The sequence below is a fragment of the Denitromonas halophila genome, assembly GCF_007625155.1.
Taxonomy (GTDB): domain Bacteria; phylum Pseudomonadota; class Gammaproteobacteria; order Burkholderiales; family Rhodocyclaceae; genus Nitrogeniibacter; species Nitrogeniibacter halophilus.
The window spans coordinates 46,634-63,975 of sequence record NZ_VMNK01000016.1 but is presented as its reverse complement, the minus strand read 5'-3'; the positions used below and the strand labels follow the sequence as shown (position 1 = coordinate 63,975).

Annotated in this window: 19 protein-coding genes; 15 read left to right on the top strand and 4 right to left on the bottom strand. The window is 64.9% G+C overall.

All coding sequences use genetic code 11. The features are described from left to right. Window positions 1-41: 41 nt before the first annotated feature. The 10 genes from ntrC (at window position 42) to FHP91_RS17260 (ending at window position 8,210) form a co-directional block, all read left to right on the top strand. The gene (gene ntrC / locus FHP91_RS17305) at window positions 42-1,472 is read left to right on the top strand and encodes a nitrogen regulation protein NR(I) (RefSeq protein ID WP_144310781.1); all 1,431 of its coding nucleotides are present in this window, start codon (window positions 42-44) and stop codon (window positions 1,470-1,472) included. Window positions 1,473-1,554: 82 nt separating this feature from the next. Beyond that, a complete protein-coding gene (locus tag FHP91_RS17300) occupies window positions 1,555-2,376 on the top strand; it encodes a biotin--[acetyl-CoA-carboxylase] ligase (RefSeq protein ID WP_144310780.1) in 822 nt (273 codons plus the stop codon). Beyond that, window positions 2,373-3,101, top strand: a complete 729-nt coding sequence (locus tag FHP91_RS17295) for a type III pantothenate kinase (protein WP_144310779.1) — start codon at window positions 2,373-2,375, stop codon at window positions 3,099-3,101. The genes FHP91_RS17300 and FHP91_RS17295 overlap by 4 nt, the downstream gene beginning before the upstream one ends. A gap of 87 nt (window positions 3,102-3,188) precedes the next feature. Further along, the gene (locus tag FHP91_RS17290) at window positions 3,189-4,556 is read left to right on the top strand and encodes a TrpB-like pyridoxal phosphate-dependent enzyme (protein ID WP_144310778.1); all 1,368 of its coding nucleotides are present in this window, start codon (window positions 3,189-3,191) and stop codon (window positions 4,554-4,556) included. 10 nt (window positions 4,557-4,566) lie between these two features. Continuing rightward, the gene (locus tag FHP91_RS17285) at window positions 4,567-5,316 is read left to right on the top strand and encodes an SPOR domain-containing protein (RefSeq protein ID WP_144310777.1); all 750 of its coding nucleotides are present in this window, start codon (window positions 4,567-4,569) and stop codon (window positions 5,314-5,316) included. Then, the gene (gene coaE, locus FHP91_RS17280) at window positions 5,268-5,924 is read left to right on the top strand and encodes a dephospho-CoA kinase (RefSeq protein WP_144310776.1); all 657 of its coding nucleotides are present in this window, start codon (window positions 5,268-5,270) and stop codon (window positions 5,922-5,924) included. The genes FHP91_RS17285 and coaE overlap by 49 nt, the downstream gene beginning before the upstream one ends. A gap of 70 nt (window positions 5,925-5,994) precedes the next feature. Further along, a complete protein-coding gene (gene zapD / locus FHP91_RS17275; RefSeq protein WP_144177713.1) occupies window positions 5,995-6,750 on the top strand; it encodes a cell division protein ZapD in 756 nt (251 codons plus the stop codon). Between the two features lie 5 nt (window positions 6,751-6,755). Beyond that, on the top strand, window positions 6,756-6,956 hold the full coding sequence (locus FHP91_RS17270) for a DNA gyrase inhibitor YacG (protein WP_144310775.1): 201 nt from the start codon (window positions 6,756-6,758) through the stop codon (window positions 6,954-6,956). Window positions 6,957-7,156: 200 nt separating this feature from the next. Beyond that, on the top strand, window positions 7,157-7,783 hold the full coding sequence (locus tag FHP91_RS17265; RefSeq protein ID WP_144310774.1) for a PEP-CTERM sorting domain-containing protein: 627 nt from the start codon (window positions 7,157-7,159) through the stop codon (window positions 7,781-7,783). Between the two features lie 178 nt (window positions 7,784-7,961). Further along, a complete protein-coding gene (locus FHP91_RS17260; protein ID WP_144310773.1) occupies window positions 7,962-8,210 on the top strand; it encodes a DUF2789 domain-containing protein in 249 nt (82 codons plus the stop codon). Between the two features lie 48 nt (window positions 8,211-8,258). On the opposite strand, the gene FHP91_RS17255 is transcribed toward FHP91_RS17260, so the two are convergent. The 3 genes from FHP91_RS17255 to FHP91_RS17245 all read right to left on the bottom strand — a co-directional run bounded on the left by FHP91_RS17255 (window position 8,259) and on the right by FHP91_RS17245 (window position 10,651). Beyond that, window positions 8,259-8,552, bottom strand: coding sequence for a GYD domain-containing protein (locus FHP91_RS17255; protein ID WP_144310772.1), 294 nt, complete (start codon window positions 8,550-8,552; stop codon window positions 8,259-8,261). Between the two features lie 262 nt (window positions 8,553-8,814). Beyond that, window positions 8,815-9,768, bottom strand: coding sequence for a Nudix family hydrolase (locus FHP91_RS17250; RefSeq protein ID WP_144310771.1), 954 nt, complete (start codon window positions 9,766-9,768; stop codon window positions 8,815-8,817). A 7-nt stretch (window positions 9,769-9,775) separates the two neighbouring features. Then, window positions 9,776-10,651, bottom strand: a complete 876-nt coding sequence (locus FHP91_RS17245) for an ATP-binding protein (protein ID WP_144310770.1) — start codon at window positions 10,649-10,651, stop codon at window positions 9,776-9,778. A 176-nt stretch (window positions 10,652-10,827) separates the two neighbouring features. On the opposite strand from FHP91_RS17245, the gene mltA reads away from it, so the two are divergent. The 3 genes from mltA to FHP91_RS17230 all read left to right on the top strand — a co-directional run bounded on the left by mltA (window position 10,828) and on the right by FHP91_RS17230 (window position 14,437). Further along, the gene (gene mltA / locus FHP91_RS17240; RefSeq protein WP_144310769.1) at window positions 10,828-12,093 is read left to right on the top strand and encodes a murein transglycosylase A; all 1,266 of its coding nucleotides are present in this window, start codon (window positions 10,828-10,830) and stop codon (window positions 12,091-12,093) included. 179 nt (window positions 12,094-12,272) lie between these two features. Next, complete coding sequence (locus tag FHP91_RS17235) at window positions 12,273-13,475, top strand: ammonium transporter (RefSeq protein ID WP_144310768.1); 1,203 nt, start codon at window positions 12,273-12,275, stop codon at window positions 13,473-13,475. Window positions 13,476-13,669: 194 nt separating this feature from the next. Next, window positions 13,670-14,437 carry an alpha/beta hydrolase family protein gene (locus tag FHP91_RS17230; protein ID WP_144310767.1) on the top strand — a complete coding sequence of 256 codons (768 nt, stop codon included), beginning with the start codon at window positions 13,670-13,672 and terminating at the stop codon, window positions 14,435-14,437. Between the two features lie 8 nt (window positions 14,438-14,445). Here FHP91_RS17230 and FHP91_RS17225 read toward each other — a convergent pair whose 3' ends face one another. Beyond that, the gene (locus tag FHP91_RS17225; RefSeq protein ID WP_144310766.1) at window positions 14,446-14,880 is read right to left on the bottom strand and encodes a 2,4'-dihydroxyacetophenone dioxygenase family protein; all 435 of its coding nucleotides are present in this window, start codon (window positions 14,878-14,880) and stop codon (window positions 14,446-14,448) included. Between the two features lie 162 nt (window positions 14,881-15,042). Between FHP91_RS17225 and FHP91_RS17220 the strand changes: the two genes are divergently transcribed. After that, window positions 15,043-15,984, top strand: a complete 942-nt coding sequence (locus FHP91_RS17220) for a chromate resistance protein ChrB domain-containing protein (protein ID WP_144310765.1) — start codon at window positions 15,043-15,045, stop codon at window positions 15,982-15,984. Beyond that, complete coding sequence (chrA, locus tag FHP91_RS17215; RefSeq protein WP_144310764.1) at window positions 15,981-17,339, top strand: chromate efflux transporter; 1,359 nt, start codon at window positions 15,981-15,983, stop codon at window positions 17,337-17,339. The genes FHP91_RS17220 and chrA overlap by 4 nt, the downstream gene beginning before the upstream one ends. The last annotated feature ends 3 nt before the right edge of the window (window positions 17,340-17,342 follow it).

The window sequence follows — 17,342 nt, the reverse complement described above, 5'->3', positions numbered from 1 at the left end:
CGCCTTTGTGCAGCTCGCACCAAAATAGTGCATACATAAATATGGAAACCGTCTGGATCGTTGATGATGATCGCTCCATCCGCTGGGTGCTTGAAAAAGCCTTGGCGCGGGAGAACATCACCCACCGTAGTTTCGAATCCGCGGTGGAGGCGGGCGAAGCGCTCGAAGCGCTCAGCCGTCCGCCCAAGGTGCTGGTGTCCGACATCCGCATGCCGGGCGAATCCGGTCTGAGTCTGCTCGAAAAAGCCAAGGCCCGCTTTCCGGATCTGCCGGTCATCATCATGACCGCCTATTCCGACCTCGATAGCGCGGTATCGGCCTTCCAGGGCGGCGCCTTCGAGTACCTGCCCAAGCCCTTTGATCTCGAACAGGCCCTGAGCCTGGTGCGGCGGGCGGTGGAGCAGGGCGAAGAGCAGGTGGTTGACACCGATGAATCGGTGTTGACCCCCGAAATCCTCGGCCAGGCGCCATCAATGCAGGAGGTGTTCCGCGCCATCGGCCGGTTGGCCCAGTCGCATGCCACGGTGCTCATCAACGGTGAGTCGGGCTCCGGCAAGGAGCTGGTGGCCCGCGCCTTGCACCGGCACAGCCCGCGCCGCGACGCGCCCTTCATTGCCATCAACACTGCCGCTATTCCGCGCGACCTGCTGGAGTCCGAGCTCTTTGGCCATGAGCGCGGTGCCTTCACCGGTGCGGCCACGCAGCGTCGGGGCCGCTTCGAGCAGGCCGATGGCGGCACCCTGTTTCTGGACGAGATCGGTGATATGCCGGCCGAGTTGCAAACCCGGCTGTTGCGCGTGCTCTCCGATGGCAACTTCTACCGCGTCGGCGGCCATCAGCCGATCCGCGCCAATGTGCGGGTGATCGCAGCAACCCACCAGGACCTGGATGAACGGGTCAAGGACGGCCTGTTTCGCGAAGACCTCTATCACCGGCTCAACGTCATCCGTCTGCGCCTGCCGCCGCTGCGCGAGCGTCGCGAAGACATTCCCCTGTTGGTGCAGCACTTTCTCAAAAAGAGCGCACGCGAGCTTGATGTCGAGACCAAGCGCATCTCCAGCGCTGCGCTTCAGCACCTGCAAACCCAGGTCTTCCCCGGTAATGTCCGACAGCTCGAAAACCTGTGCCATTGGCTGACGGTGATGGCGCCCGGCCAGCTGGTGGAAGTGGCCGATCTACCGGTCGAGTTCCGCGAAGCCGCGGCGCACGAAGTGGGCGGCGGCGACTGGTGCAGCGCGCTCGGGCGTGAAGCCGATCGCTTGCTGGCGGCCGTGCCGGGCGAGGTCTTCGAGCAGCTCACCCGGGCCTTCGAGCGCACCCTCATCGAGCGCGCGCTGGAGACCACCGGCGGGCGCCGGATCGAGGCTGCCCAGTTGCTGGGTATCGGTCGCAACACCATCACGCGCAAGATCCAGGAGCTCGGCCTCGACGGCCCGCGCGAGGACGCTCCCGCCGCCTCATCGGCCGACTGAGTCGGACCATTCATGCCGCACCCACCGCCGGCCGTGGCCGGTGGACTGTCGGCGGCCGACGATTGGGACATAATGCAGTTTTATGACTGCTGCCTCCCGACCCGTGCCCGCTACTGCGCCTTCACCGCTCGATATTGATACGCTGCGTACCCACCTGGGGCCAGACGCTGACGCCTTTGCGCTCGATCTGCGCGCCGAGTGCGACTCCACCAATTCCGTGCTGATCCAGCGTGCGCCCGCCGACGACGGCCGGGTGCCGGTGGTCGCCTGCGAACTGCAGACCGCCGGCCGTGGTCGCCGGGGCCGGCAGTGGCAGGCCTGGTCGGGCGCGAGCCTGACCTTCTCGGCGATGTGGCGCTTCCCCGTGGGCGCGCCGGTGCCGGCCGGGCTCTCGCTGGTGGCCGGAATCGCCGTGGCCACGGTGCTGGAAAACGCTGGCGTGGCCGGTGTCGAACTCAAATGGCCTAACGATATTCAGGTGCACGGGCGAAAGCTCGGCGGCATTCTGGTCGAGCTGGCCTCGGCGCGGCAGGTCGCGGCGGTGGTCGGCATCGGGCTGAACCTGTCCTTGCCGGGCGAGGCGAGCATCCCCGGGCGCAGCGATGTCACCGCGCTCGATCAGGTGATTGATGAGCTGCCCAGTCGCGAAGCGCTGCTGGCTGACTTGTTGCGCGTGCAGCGCAGTCTGTTCGATACCTATGCCAACAGCGGTTTCGCGGCCTTTCAGGGCGCGTGGAATCAGCGCAACGCCTATGCCGACCTGCCGGTGCGGCTGATCGGTGAAACCGACAGCCTTGAAGGTATCTGCCTCGGCGTCGATGTCGACGGCGCCTTGCGCCTGCAGACAGACACCGGCCTGCGCCGCGTGCTGGCCGGCGACGTGAGCTTGCGAGCCGCCGGATGATCCTGCTGCTGGACGTGGGCAACACCCGCCTCAAATGGGGCTTGCGCGAGGCCGATCAATGGCTGGCGCAGGGCGCTTTTGCGCATGACGAGGCCTGGGTTTTTGACGTCGTGCTGCCGCCGCCAGGCCAGATCGACGGTGTGTTTGGCGCCTCGGTGGTGTCGCCTGCCTTGCGTCACCGGGTGGCCGAATCGCTCGCACCGTGGGGCCATGCCCCCCAGTGGCTGACGCCCACACGCGAGGCCTGCGGCGTGCGCAACAGCTATGTGAACCCCGCCCAACTGGGCGCCGACCGCTGGGCCGCGCTGATCGGCGCGCAAGACCATGGCGCGGCGCCGTGCTTGGTGGTTACCGCCGGCACCGCCACCACGATTGACGTGCTTGACGCCGAGGGGGTGTTTCGCGGCGGGCTGATTGCCCCCGGCGTCGACCTCATGCGTCGCGCGCTGGCTGGCAACACCGCGCAGCTGCCGCTGGCCGACGGCCGGGTGATTGATCTGCCCACCTGCACGGCCGACGCGATCACCATGGGGTGCCTGCATGCCCAGGCCGGCGCCATCGAGCGGATGTATCGTCACGTGGCTGACCTGCCTGGGGCGAGCTGCCTGCTCAATGGCGGGGCGGCGGCGCAGATTGCGCCGCTGCTGGGTGTGCCGCTGCGGATCATCGACAACCTCGTGCTCGATGGCGTGGCGGTGGCACAGCGTCACGGATGCTTTCGATGAAACGCCAGACGGGCTAAGATGCCCGCCGGATACGGACAACGTCGGGCCAGCCCGGCGCCAATACAAAAACATAATGGAGAACCGCCGATGAGCGAGCCGACACGCATTCTGATGACCGAAGAGGACATCCCGACCCATTGGTACAACATCGCGGCCGACATGCCCAATGCGCCGCTGCCGCCGCTGGGGCCAGACGGCTCGCCCGCCACGCCCGAGCAGATGAGCGCGATCTTTCCGGATCCGATCATCGAGCAGGAGATGAGCTCGCAGCGCTGGATCGAGATCCCCGATGAAGTTCGCGAGATCTATAAAATCTGGCGTCCGACGCCGCTGGTGCGTGCGGTGCGTCTCGAAAAGGCGCTGGGCACCCCGGCCAAGATCTTCTTCAAGTACGAAGGCGTCTCGCCGGCCGGCTCACACAAACCCAACTCCGCCGTGCCGCAGGCCTATTACAACAAGCAGGCCGGCATCAAGCGGCTGACCACCGAGACCGGCGCCGGTCAGTGGGGTTCGTCCATCGCCTTCGCAGGCGGCATGTTCGGCATCGATGTGCGGGTGTTCATGGTGAACGTGAGCTACCAGCAGAAGCCCTTCCGCCGCTCGATGATGCAGACCTGGGGCGCTGAGGTTTTCTCCAGCCCCTCGAACGAAACCCAGACTGGCCGCGCCATTCTGGAGAAAGACCCCGAGAACCAGGGCTCGCTCGGCATCGCGATTTCCGAAGCGGTCGAAGAGGCCGCCGGCCGTGCCGATACCAAGTACACCCTCGGCTCGGTGCTCAACCATGTGCTGCTGCATCAGACCGTGATTGGCCAGGAGTCCAAGAAACAGCTTGAAAAAATCGGCCTCTACCCGGATGTGGTCATCGGCCCTTGCGGCGGCGGCTCCAGCTTTGGCGGCATCGCCTTCCCCTTCCTGTGCGATCAGATCGCGGGCGAGAAGCGCGCCGAAAAACTGCGTTGCGTGGCCGTCGAGCCGGCCTCCTGCCCGACCCTCACCAAGGGCGCCTACGCCTACGACTACGGCGACGCCTCGGGTTTTACGCCGCTGATGAAGATGTACACGCTGGGCCACGACTTCATGCCGCCGGGCATCCACGCCGGTGGCCTGCGCTATCACGGCGATTCGCCGCTGGTCTCGCAGCTGTATCACGAGAAGCTGGTCGAAGCCGTGGCCGTGCCGCAGCTGGCCACCTTTGAAGCCGGCGTGCTGTTTGCCCGCCACGAAGGCATCATCCCGGCGCCAGAATCCTGCCACGGCATCCGTGCGGCCATCGACGAAGCGCTGGTGTGCAAGCAGACCGGCGAGCCCAAGGTGATACTGTTCAACCTGACGGGCCATGGTCACTTTGACATGGCCTCCTACGACCGCTACTTCTCAGGCCAACTCGAAAACTACGAGTACCCGGCCGAGGCGGTGGCCGCGTCGCTGGCGCATCTGCCCAAAGTCGGTTAAGGAGCCAAGCGTGCCGATCCTGCGTTTTCTGATCATCTTGCTGGTGCTGGTCAATGCCATTGCGCTGGCGGCCTGGCAGGGCTGGTTTGGTCAGGACGGCACGCGCAGCGAGCCTGAGCGAGTGACCAATCAGCTCAAGCCCGAGCAGATCCAGGTGCTTGATGACGCCGCGGTTGCGGCCTTGCAGGCCGAGGCGCGTGCGGCTGCGGCGCCTGCGCCCGCACCTGCGCCGGTCGTCGTGCCGCCGCCCGCGCCTGTACCGCCACCGGCGCCCGTCGTCGAAGCGCCACCGCCGGTGGTCAGCGTACCGAAAGCCTGCGTGGCCTTTGGCGGTCTGGACGACGAAGCGGCGGATCGGCTCACGCGGCAGGCGCTGCGCGAGCCGGACTTCACCGCGCGCGACCAGACCACCACCGATGTCACCTCCTGGTGGGTGCATATCCCCGCGCATCCCACCAAAGACGCGGCCGAGCGCCGCGCCAGCGAGATCCGCGCCAAGGGCTGGAACGATTTGTTTGTGGTGGGCGAGAACGGATCCCGGCCGCTAACCATCTCGCTGGGCTTGTTCAAGTCGGAGGCGTCGGCCAAAGAACAGGTACGTCGCATTCAGGCCAAGGGTGTGCGTGGCGTGGCGATCGAAGAGCGGGGCGACACCACCCACCGCATCGAAATCCGCGGGCCGGCCGAAGCGCTGATCGAGCGCGCGGCGGAATGGGCCGGAGCCTATGCTGGTGCCACCCGCGAGGATTGCGCGCTGTGAGCACTGCGCGCTGGATTGTCGGCCTGACCGGCGGCATCGGCAGTGGAAAAAGCGCGGCGTCGGATCGTTTTGGCGAGCGCGGTGCGGCCATCGTGGATACCGACCTCATCGCCCGTCAGCTCACTGCGCCCGGCGGTGCGGCTTTGCCAGCCATTCGCGCGGCCTTTGGCGATGCGGTGATCGCCGCCGATGGGGCGCTCGACCGCGACGCCATGCGCGCACTGGTGTTTGCCCACCCGGCCGAGCGTCAGCGCCTCGAAGCAATCCTGCATCCCATGATCCGCACGGAGTCCGACCGTCAGTGCGTCGAGGCCGAGACGCCCTATGTGGTGCTGGTGGTGCCGCTGCTGATCGAGTCTGGCACCTATCGCCAGCGTTGTCAGCGCATCGCCGTGGTCGATTGCGAGGCGGCGGTGCAAGTGGCGCGGGTCATGCGCCGTTCGGGTCTGCCCGCCGCGCAAGTCGAAGCCATCATGGCGGCGCAGCTGCCGCGGGCCGATCGGCTCGCTGCCGCCGATGACGTGATCGACAATAGCGGCGATCTCGACCATCTCCATCAACAGGTCGACGCCTTGCATTTGCAGTACCTCCGCCTCGCCAGCGCCTGAGGCCGGCGCAGGCCCTGTGCTATCATCGCGCGGATTATCAGGAGGTTGGCAAACCCATCAGGCGCATGCGGTGATTACTTTCGAATACCCACTCAACGAGCGCATCCGCACCCTGCTCCGGCTGGAAGATCTGTTTGCCCGTATCGCGCACACACTGCGCGGTGAATCGCCTATTGACCATCACGTCACGTTGACGGCCATCTTCGAAATGCTCGAAGTGGCCAGCCGCTCCGAGTTCAAGGTGGATCTGCTGCAGGAACTCGAGCGCCAGCGCCAGTCGCTGCTCGCCTTCCGCGACAACCCCGATATTTCCGAAGAAGCGCTCAGCGGCGCCCTGTACGAAATCGAGCAGGCCACGGCCGGCCTGTTGTCGGTGTCTGGCAAGATCGGCCACTACCTGCGCGAAAACGACTGGCTCATGGGCATCCGCAGCCGCGCTGCGATCCCCGGTGGCGCCTGTCAGTTCGACCTGCCCGCGTATTACCACTGGCAAAACCGCGACGTCGAAGCGCGCCGGCGCGACCTCGAAGGCTGGATTCGCCCGATGCTGCCGATCCGCGACGGTCTGGCGATTGTGCTACGCCTGCTGCGCGCCAGTGGCCGACCCGAAATGCAGACCGCCTGTCGCGGCAACTACCAGCTGACCATGGGCGGCCGCCCGATCCAGATGGTGCGTGTCCGCGTCCAGCTGGGTGCCCAGGCCGTGCCCGAAATCAGCGCCAACAAATACGTGCTCAACGTGCGCTTCATGCGCCCCGACACCATCAGCCGACCCCGCCAGTGCGAGAACGACGTCGAGTTCGAACTCACGCTGTGCAATCTCTGAGTCCGATGACCCGCGATACCGCCCCCCGCATCGTCAAATGCCCCCACTGCGCCAAGCCTGTCGAATGGCGCACCGACAACAAATTCCGCCCCTTCTGCTCCGAGCGCTGCCGCCAGATCGACATGGGCGCCTGGGCCTCCGAGAGCTACCGCATTCCGGCCGCCAAGCCGCCGGATGGCATGTCGGAAGATCTTGACGACGCGTAACGCGGTCGCCGTTTCAAGCGGCGCCATGGTGTCATATGAGTGTCGGATAAATTTACAATCAGCAACATTTTGCGCTTGGCAATCGCCTGAAATTTGGCGCAAGTGATTGTTGTTAAATCAAATTGTTCTGTTGGCGTAGATATTGCGTGAGATCGTCCATGCTTAGGTTCGCTAAGCGCTCAATATCGGGGCAATCGTAAATGACAACATTCAAAACAAAAGCGCTGGTCGCCATGCTGGCCTTGACCGGTTCGGCCGTCGCGCAGGCCGCAGTGATCAGCTTTTCCGATGCCGATCTGGGCTCCGGCAATCCGGTGACCGTGGGGGGCACGACGCTGACGACCACCAATACGGGCGGCAGTATCGGGTTTATCACCAGCGGAACCTTCGCTGGACTGTATCTTGGTGGGAACAATACCTCCGGCAGCTACGTGCTCAGCTTCTCGACAATGATCAACTCCATTGAAATCGAGTTTGATGCACTGAGCAGTGTTGGTTCTTTGCCGGTGGAGACGCTTTTTGGGTTTGTGACCAGCAATGGTCCCGTGTCGATTGGCTATACCAATCAGGGTGGTACAACCTTTGATGGCACGACGATTACTTCGACGGCAAATGATGGGCAAGGCACCATCAGCTTCTCTGGTACTCCTTTCAACAGCTTTTCCTTCAACCACAACCAAGGCGCGCAAAGCGGCTTTGTGATTGAGCGCGTGTTAATCAATACCGCCGACATGCCACCGACAAGCGTGCCCGAGCCCGTGAGCTTGGGGTTGCTTGGCATCGGTCTGCTGGGCCTTGGCCTGGTGCGAGGCAAGCGCAAGGCGTAATGTCTCGGTCAAAAAAACCGCCTTCGAGGCGGTTTTTTTTGGCCATCAACGCGCGATGGACGCTTTAAGAAAAAGCGTGGGGTGACCAGTTGGGGGGCGCCGATGGTATGTTCGAGCGCCGTGTCGGCGCATACTTATGTGGGTGTGGCACTGTGTCATGTCGAAAGGAGACCTTCTCATGGAAACCCCAGTCCATCCTCTGTCCGCCTTGTTTGCCCAGCTTGGCTTACCCAACGACGCTGCCAGTATCGACACCTTTGTGGCGTGTCACGCCCCACTGGCCGGGCATATCCCACTTGCGGCGGCGCCGTTCTGGAATCCGTCCCAGGCGGCTTTTCTACGTGAGGAGATCGCCGAAGACGCCGATTGGGCCGAGGTTGTCGACACGCTGAATGCGCGTCTGCGGCAAGGCGCCTGGGATAGCTGACACTGCTGAGCGGGGGGACGGCGCCCGCTCAAGCCTGGGATCAGCGTGTCAGTCGAGCCGGCGGGTAATGCCCGCCAGTTCGGTGCGCGAGAACGCGCGCAGGGTTTGTACGCGCACATTGCCGCCCGAGGCCGTGGCCAGGGCAAATGCCGTGGCCGACTCATCGTCTGGTGCGTCGATGGTGGCGATCAGGTCGTACTGACCCATCGTCCAGTACAGCTGTGTCATCGTCGCGCCAAACTTCGCGGCCAACTCCTTGACGGCGTCGGCCCGTTCCGCCGAGTTCTTGATGGCGCGGATCCCTTGATCGGTGAAAGTGCATAGTGCGATATAGGTCGCCATGCTGCGTGCCCTCCAATGTCGGCCAGCGCGTGCTCGTCACCCGGTGTGCCGTGTGGGGCCGGGCGGTGCGCCATGCGCGCAAGGCGAACAGCGTGAATGCCGACGCTATGTAACCACCATAGATGCGAATGGCAGCAGGTGCCGGTTTATCTTGGCCGCTGGCGGGTATGGCCGGGCAGTCGCTGGTGTTGGCGGTCAAGCCGGGTGGCGCGCTCGGCCGAGCGAGGGCGCGAATCTGTTGAAGCTCAGGCGAGTCTGCCGCTCAGGCCCAACTCCCGCGAATCCCCGCCACACCATGCGCACCGGCTGCACGCGCCGCGCTCATGTGCTCAAGGCTGACCCCGCCGATGGCGAATACCGGCATGGGTAGCCATTGGGTGAGGGGGGTGAAGCCGGCCCAGCCGAGCGAGGGGCTGCTGGGGTGGCTGGGGGTGGCGTTGACATGGCCGAGCACGGCGTAGTCGAGGCCAAGTTTGGCGCAGTGTTCGAGCTCCGCGCGGGTGTGACAGGAGGCGCCGACCCACTCGAAATCGGGGCGAGTGCCGCAGGCCATGAGCTGGCGGGCGGGCAGGTGCAGACCGTGGGCGTCGGTGCGTCGGGCGAGGTCGGCGTCGCCGTTGACCAGGGCCAGTGCGCCGGCGGCGTGACAGCGCTGGACGATGCTGTGGGCGAGGCGTTCGCGCGGGCGGGTATCGAGGGAGGAGTCGCGGATCTGTACCAGCTTGAGGCCACGTGCCAGGGCGCGGTCGAGCGCCTCGAGCTGGGCGTCGACGCCCATGTGGGCGGCATCGGTGATGCCCATCTCGTGTGGCAGGCGCAGCGCCTTGAGGATGGGGCCGTTGGCTGGCAGCATGGGCGCGACGCTGAAGCGCTCGGGGTGCTCCCAGGCGAGCGCGGCGTGAACATGGTCGTTGATGTCGCCAGTCCACTCGGGTACTTCAAAGAAGTGCAGGCGAACGTTGGCGTGTTCGTAGTCGTGCTCGCGTATCAGCCAGGGCCAGCAGGTGTCGACGGTGATGCCGAGTTCTTCGTCGAGCTCGCGGATCAGCGCGGCGCGCGGGTCTTCGCCGGGCTCGACCTTGCCGCCGGGAAACTCCCAGTAGCCGGGGTAGAAGGTGCCTGGCGCGCGCTGACCGAGCAGCACGCTGCCATTGGGCTGGGTGATGACGGCGGCGGCGACGTCGACGCGTTTTTTGGGCGAGGCGGTGTCGGTCATGCGAGTCTCACGTGGCGTGCCGGCCGGCGTAGTCGCGGGCAAACTGCCAGGCCACCCGACCACTGCGCGAGCCGCGCATCAGCGCCCACTGCAGGGCCTCGGTGCGGGCTTTGTCGATCTTGGCCTTGGTCACGCCGAATTCGCTCAGCCAGTGGCACACGATATCGAGGTAGGCGTCCTGATTAAAAGGGTAGAAAGACAACCACAGTCCGAAACGCTCGGACAGCGAGATTTTCTCTTCGACCGCTTCGCCGGGGTGGATCTCGCCGTCGATGTTGTGTGCTTCGCGATTTTCGGCGTGGTACTCAGGCATCAGGTGGCGACGGTTGGAGGTGGCGTAGATGATGATGTTGTCGGGCACCGCGGCGAGCGAGCCGTCGAGTACGCTCTTGAGTGCCTTGTAGGCCGGCTCGGCGTCTTCGAAGGACAGATCGTCGCAGAACAGCACGAAGCGCTCGGGCCGGGTGCGCACCAGTTCGACGATCTCGGGCAGGTCCATCAGATCCTGCTTGTCGACCTCGATCAGGCGCAGGCCCTTGTCGGCGTAGCGCGCCAGCATGGCTTTGACCAGCGAGGACTTGCCGGTGCCGCGCGCCCCCGTGAGCAGCGCATTGTTGGCTCGGCGCCCTTTGACGAACTGGCGGGTGTTGGCGTCGAGGCGCGCGATCTGGTCGGCCACGTCCTGCAGGTCTTCGACACGGATCAGGTGCGGATGGGGGATCGCCTCCAGCCGTGCTTGTGCGCCGCGGCGCAGCCAGCGGAACGCGATCGCGCTGTCCCAGTCCGGTGCCGCCGGCGGGGCGGGCAGCCAGGCGTCGAGCCGGTCCAGGGTTTTTTCGAGGCGCGCAAAAAAGGCGGCCAGTTCAGGAGATGTCGGAGTCATCAGATGTGTTCTTCTTTCGTGGCCAGGTGGCCCAGACAATGACAAGCAACAATGCCAGCGCAACGCCGGCTTCCAGCAGGATCACCCACATGGCAGGCTCCGGTGGCAGGTTGGGGAAGGGCGGTCACGGCTATACTGCCGGCTTCGCTCGACCGAGTGTAACTGATCTGTCCGCCATGTTCCTTCGTCTGTCTGTCTGGCCGCGTGTGGTCGGGCTCTGTGTGTTGTTGTCGGCCTGTGCTACCGAGCGCGTGGCCGACTGTCCGCCTTGCGCGCAGGTGCCGCCGGTGACGCAAAGCACCCCTGTGCCGGCACCGGCGCCCGCACCCGTGGCGCCCAAGCCGCAAGCCGTCACGCCGCCGTCAGCACCGGTGGCAAGCCCGGCAGTGGCCCCCGGCCGGCTGGTGGCTGCCCGCTGGACCGACTTGCCGGGCTGGAATGCGGATGCCATGGAGGCCGCCTGGCCGGCCTGGCAGCGCTCCTGTCGGGTGCTGCGCAAGGAAGCGGCCTGGGCGGGGGTGTGTGCGCAAGCCGATGCGCTCGGCGACGCGCCGCCGCGGGCGATGGTGCGGCAGTTTTTCGATCGCAATTTCCGCCCCTGGCAGGTGCGCAATGCCGACAGCAGCGCCAACGGCCTGGTCACCGGCTATTACGAACCGTTGATTCGCGGCAGCCTCGATCGCAACGCCCAGCACGCCTGGCCGATTCATGGCGTGCCGCAGGACATGGTCTCGGTCGAGCTGGCCGGCATCTACCCCGAGCTCAAGCCCCTGCGCCTGCGCGGACGAGTGGAGGGCAACCGGCTGGTGCCTTACTGGACGCGGCGCGAAGTCAGTGCGCAGGGCGAGGCTTTTCCGGCGCCGGTGCTGGCCTGGGCGGATGACCCGATTGCGCTGTTCTTCCTGCAAGTGCAGGGCTCGGGCCGGGTTGAGCTGCCCGACGGCAGCTATCTGCGCATCGGCTATGCCGACCAGAACGGCCACCCCTACAAGTCGATTGGCAAGTGGTTGGTGGAGCAGGGCGAACTCAAGCTGTCGGACGCGTCCATGCAGGGCATCCAACGCTGGGCGCGGACCCACCCGGCACGCCTGCGTGAGCTGCTTGATCAGAACCCCAGCTATGTGTTCTTCCGACCGCTGCCAGACAACAACGACGGCCCGATCGGGGCGCTGGGTGTTCCGCTGGTGGCCGAGCGCAGCATTGCGGTTGATCGCCAGACCGTGCCGCTGGGCGCGCCGGTGTTCCTCGATACCACCCGCCCCAACACCAACCAGCCGCTGCGGCATCTGGTGATGGCGCAAGACACCGGCAGCGCCATTCGTGGCGGTGTGCGGGCCGACTTCTTCTGGGGCTTTGGCGATGCCGCGGGGGCCGAGGCCGGGCGCATGAAGCAGAACGGCGCCATGTGGGTGTTGCTGCCCAAGGGCCTCGCACCGAGATGACGCATTTGTTGGCATGCATGCACGTTGATGGGGCCTGGCGGGTGCTCTGATGCACTGAATTGGTGCTGGCGGAATGCGCTGTCTTGGGGCGTTATCCTGTAAGTGGCTGATTTTGCTTAAAAGCTAGACTGGCACGTGATCTGCTAAATGCTCCCCTATTGTGCAAAAGGAGCATTTCCATGGAGCAGTTCAAGACATCCAGTGACGTCCTGTTCGTGTTGTTGGGCGCCATCATGGTGCTTGCCATGCATGCCGGCTTCGCATTTCTCGAAGTGGGCACCGTGCGGCGCAAAAACCAGGTCAATGCGCTGGTCAAGATTCTGGTCGATTTCAGCGTTTCGACCATCGCCTACTTCTTCATTGGCTACGCCGTCGCCTATGGCGTCAGCTTCTTCCAGGGCGCCGACGTGCTGGCCGCGCGTAGCGGCTACGACCTGGTCAAGTTCTTCTTCTTGCTGACCTTCGCCGCCGCCATTCCGGCCATCATCTCGGGCGGCATCGCCGAGCGGGCACGCTTTTACCCGCAACTGGCGGCTACCGCGCTGTTGGTCGGCCTGGTCTATCCCTTCTTCGAAGGCCTGATCTGGAACAGCAACTACGGCTTCCAGGCCTGGCTTGAATCCAGCTTTGGCGCTACCTTCCACGACTTTGCCGGCAGCGTCGTGGTGCATGCTGTTGGCGGCTGGATCGCATTGGCCGCAGTGCTGCTGCTCGGCGCGCGTCATGGTCGCTACAATAAATCGGGCGCCATCGCCGCGCACCCGCCTTCGAGCATTCCCTTCCTCGCGCTGGGCGCTTGGATTCTCACCGTCGGCTGGTTCGGCTTCAACGTGATGAGCGCACAGACGGTGGAGGGTATCAGCGGGCTGGTGGCGGTCAACTCGCTCATGGCCATGGTCGGTGGCACGCTGGCCGCGCTGGTGATGGGCAAGAACGACCCGGGCTTCGTGCACAACGGTCCACTGGCGGGCCTGGTGGCAGTGTGTGCCGGCTCCGACCTGATGCACCCGATTGGTGCGTTGGCGGTCGGTGTGATTGCCGGCGTGCTGTTCGTGCAGATGTTCACCCTCACCCAGAATCGCTGGAAGATCGACGATGTGCTCGGTGTCTGGCCCCTGCATGGCCTGTGTGGCGCCTGGGGCGGCATCGCTGCCGGCATCTTCGGCTCGTCGGCGCTGGGCGGCATGGGCGGCGTCAGCTTCATGAGCCAGCTCGTTGGCACGCTGGCCGGTGTGGCCTTCGCATTCGTCGGTGGCTATCTGGTGTATGCCACGATCAAGGCCGTCAGTGGCCTGCGTCTGGATGCCGAAGAAGAATACGAAGGCGCCGACCTCACCATCCACAAGATATCGGCCACGCCGGATCGGGACGCGAGCTGGTAAGCCGGTCGCGCGGTTGAGCAGGAAACGGCCTGATTGAGGCCGTTTTTCTTTGGTCGCTCATGCGTCACCATATGCCGGCGCGCCAATCGGTTGTAATCATCCGGGGTGCTGCGCCGTCTCTTGAGCGTAGCGCGCGTTCACTCGGCGTATTGACCGGCTGGCGTGGCGCGCTGCCATCGACCGGAGCCCCCCTCATGCAAAGCCAGAAAATCACCTTCCCCGGCGCCTTTGGCACCGAGCTTGCCGCTCGGCTGGATCTGCCCGACGCGCCACCGCGTGCTTACGCGCTGTTTGCCCACTGCTTTACGTGCACCAAGGACATCTTCGCCGCCGCGCGCATTGCCGAGGGGCTCACCGCCCAAGGCATTGCCGTGTTGCGTTTTGACTTCACCGGACTGGGTGCCAGCGATGGCGATTTTGCCAACACCAACTTCTCGTCCAACGTCCAAGACCTGGTCGCCGCGGCCGCCTACATGAAGCAGTCGCTGGCCGAGCCCGCCATCGTGATCGGCCATTCGCTCGGCGGCGCGGCGGTGCTCGCGGCGGCCGCGCAAATTGACGGCGCGCGGGCGATTTGCACCATTGGCGCGCCCGCCGATCCCGCCCATGTGGCGCATCACTTTGAAAGCGCACGGGATGAAATCGAGCGCGAAGGCGAGGCGGTCGTGCGGTTGGTCGGCCGGCCCTTTCGCATTCGCCGGCAGTTTCTCGACGACATCGAGTCGGCCAAACTCGAACGCGCCGTGGCCGGGCTGCGTAAAGCCTTGCTGGTGTTTCACTCGCCGCAAGACACCACCGTCAGCATCGACAACGCCGCCCGTATCTACGGCTGGGCCAGGCATCCCAAGAGCTTCGTCAGCCTCGACAGCGCCGACCACCTGCTCAGCCAGCGCGCCGACGCTATCTACGTGGCCGAGGTGGTCGCGGCCTGGGCGCAGCGGTATCTGGCCAGTGGTGAATAGGCCTTGGGCTATTCGGCCACTGCCGCTTCGTCCCACTTTTCCTGAACACCGATCCAGTCGAGCACCATCGCGGTATTGCCGTCGGCATCCAGATATTGCAGCGGGCCGTGGTTGATGAACAGGTATTCGCAGGGCTCCGGGAAATGGGTTTTCTCGTGGACGATGCCGTTCGGCTCGTAGCCGTAGTCGCCGGCACTTGCCGTGATGCCGCCTCGTTCGGCGCCGCCCCGGATCTCGATCTTTCCCTTTAAGACAAAGTACTCGGCCGCGCCGATGTGTTTGTGCGATGGCACGGACGCCCCCGCCACGGTGCGAAACAGCGCGACCCAGGTGCCGGTGACCGGGCAGGTTCGCAGGAGCTTGAAATGATAGCCCTCGCGCAGGACCTTCCATGGCAGATCGGTTGGTGCGACATGGAAGTCGCCAATCGGTGTCGCGGTCATGGGGGGGCTCCTTGTGAATTTCGGGCGGGCGGTGAAGACGAGGCGCCAGATTGGCGATTGTCCTGAGCCTCGATCTGTCACTTCAGGGTAGGCCAGTGTGAGCGGTCTGCTGTCAGAAAATAAATGTTGAAGTAAGCGCTACATCATTGTAGTGTTTGTTTCATGAATCAATGGCTCGTACTCATCCTCAGTCTGCCCACCGAAAACGCCACCGTCCGGATGCGCGCGTGGCGTGGCTTGAAACAGTCTGGCGCGGCGGTGTTACGCGATGGCGTCTACCTCATGCCCAACCGCGACGCCTGTGCCAGCACGCTCGATGCCATCGCCACCGAGGTGCGTGAGGGCGGCGGAGTGGCCTACGTGTTGCGAGTGGAAGAGGTGGCTGGTGCCGAGTTTGCCCATCTGTTTGATCGGCGAGACGATTACGCCGCCTTGCTGGGAGAGGTGGTGGCGGTGCGCGAGGCCTTGTCGGCCGACACCGTGGCGGCGGCGATCAAGCAGGTGCGCAAGCTGCGCAAGGCGTTTGTTGCGCTTGCGGCGATCGACTTCTTTGCTGGCGAAGCGCAGCGGCAAGTGGACGCCGCCTTGCAATCGCTTGAGCTGGACATCGCGCGTGTGCTGTCGCCCGATGAGCCTCGCGCCATCACCGGTCAGATCGAGTCGATGGACATCGCCGATTTTCAGGGCCGGCGCTGGGCGACGCGTCGACGGCCGTGGGTCGACCGCCTCGCCTGTGCGTGGTTGATCCGCCGTTTTATCGACCCGTCGGCCACGATGCTGTGGCTTGCCGCGCCTGGCGACTGCCCGGACGATGCGCTCGGCTTCGACTTCGATGGCGCGCGTTTCAGTCACTTGGGGGGGCTGGTGAGCTTCGAGGTGATGATCGCCAGCTTCGGCCTTGCGCAGCCCGCGCTGGCGCGACTCGCGCTGCTGGTGCACTACCTCGACGTGGGCGGTGTGCAGCCGCCCGAGGCGGTTGGGGTGGAGAGTGTGCTGGCCGGCCTGCGCGATGCCATTGCCGATGACGATGCCTTGCTCATCGCAGCCAGCGGCGTGTTCGATGCGCTGCTGACCCGTTTCGATACCGGCGCGCCCGTTGCATGAGCCAAACCACGCCTCCAATTGCGATGGATACCATCGACGCCCCCGCCGCGGTGCGCTTTCGTGATGCCGTGCTGTTCTGGCTCAAGCTCGGTTTCATCAGCTTTGGCGGGCCGGCGGGGCAGATTTCGATCATGCACCAGGAGTTGGTCGAGCGCCGCCGCTGGCTGTCGGAGCGGCGCTTTTTACACGCGCTGAACTACTGCATGGTGCTGCCCGGCCCCGAGGCGCAGCAGCTCGCCACCTACATTGGCTGGCTCATGCACCGCACCTGGGGCGGCGTAGTGGCCGGTGCGCTGTTCGTGCTGCCCTCGCTGCTGATTCTCATCGTGCTGTCGTGGGTGTATATCGCCTTTGGCGATGTACCGCTGGTGGCCGGGTTGTTTTATGGCATCAAGCCGGCGGTGACGGCCATCGTGTTGCAGGCGGCGCATCGTATCGGCTCGCGGGCGCTCAAGAACAATGTGCTGTGGGCGATTGCCGGTGCGTCCTTTGCGGCTATCTTTGCTCTCAACGTGCCGTTTCCGGCCATTGTGCTGGGCGCGGCGGTGGTCGGCTACATCGGCGGCCGTGTCGCGCCGCACGTCTTCGCCGCAGGCGGTGGGCACGGCAAGGCAGGCGCCGATTTTGGCCGAGCCATCATCGACGACGACACGCCGACGCCGGCGCACGCCCGCTTCAGTTGGTCGCGTCTGACGGGTGTCTTGGCGACCGGTGCGGTGCTGTGGCTGGTGCCCATGGGTTTGCTCACTGCCGGCCTGGGTTGGGACCACACGCTTACCCAGATGGCCTGGTTCTTCACCAAAGCCGCGCTGCTCACTTTTGGCGGCGCCTATGCCGTGCTGCCCTATGTGTATCAGGGCGCGGTCGGCCACTATGGCTGGCTCACCCCCACCCAGATGATCGATGGCCTCGCGCTGGGCGAGACCACACCCGGCCCGCTGATCATGGTGGTGGCCTTCGCCGGCTATGTCGGCGGCTACGTTAAAGCCGTGTTCGGGCCCGACTCGCTCTTTCTGGCTGGCGCGGTCGCTGCATGCCTGGTGACCTGGTTCACTTTCTTGCCATCCTTTCTGTTCATTCTTGCCGGCGGGCCGCTGGTTGAATCCACCCATGGCGAGATCCGCCTTACCGCGCCACTCACCGCCATTACCGCGGCCGTCGTCGGGGTGGTGCTGAATCTGGCGCTGTTCTTCGGCTATCACGTGTTGTGGCCCGATGGGCTGGCGGGCGGTTTCGATGCCGTCGCCGCGCTTGTCGCACTTGGCGCAGCGGTGGCCCTGCTGCGTTTCAAGCGCGGCGTGATCGAGGTGATCGCTGCCTGCGCCGTGGCCGGTCTGGCCTTGTCGCTGTTTTGAAAG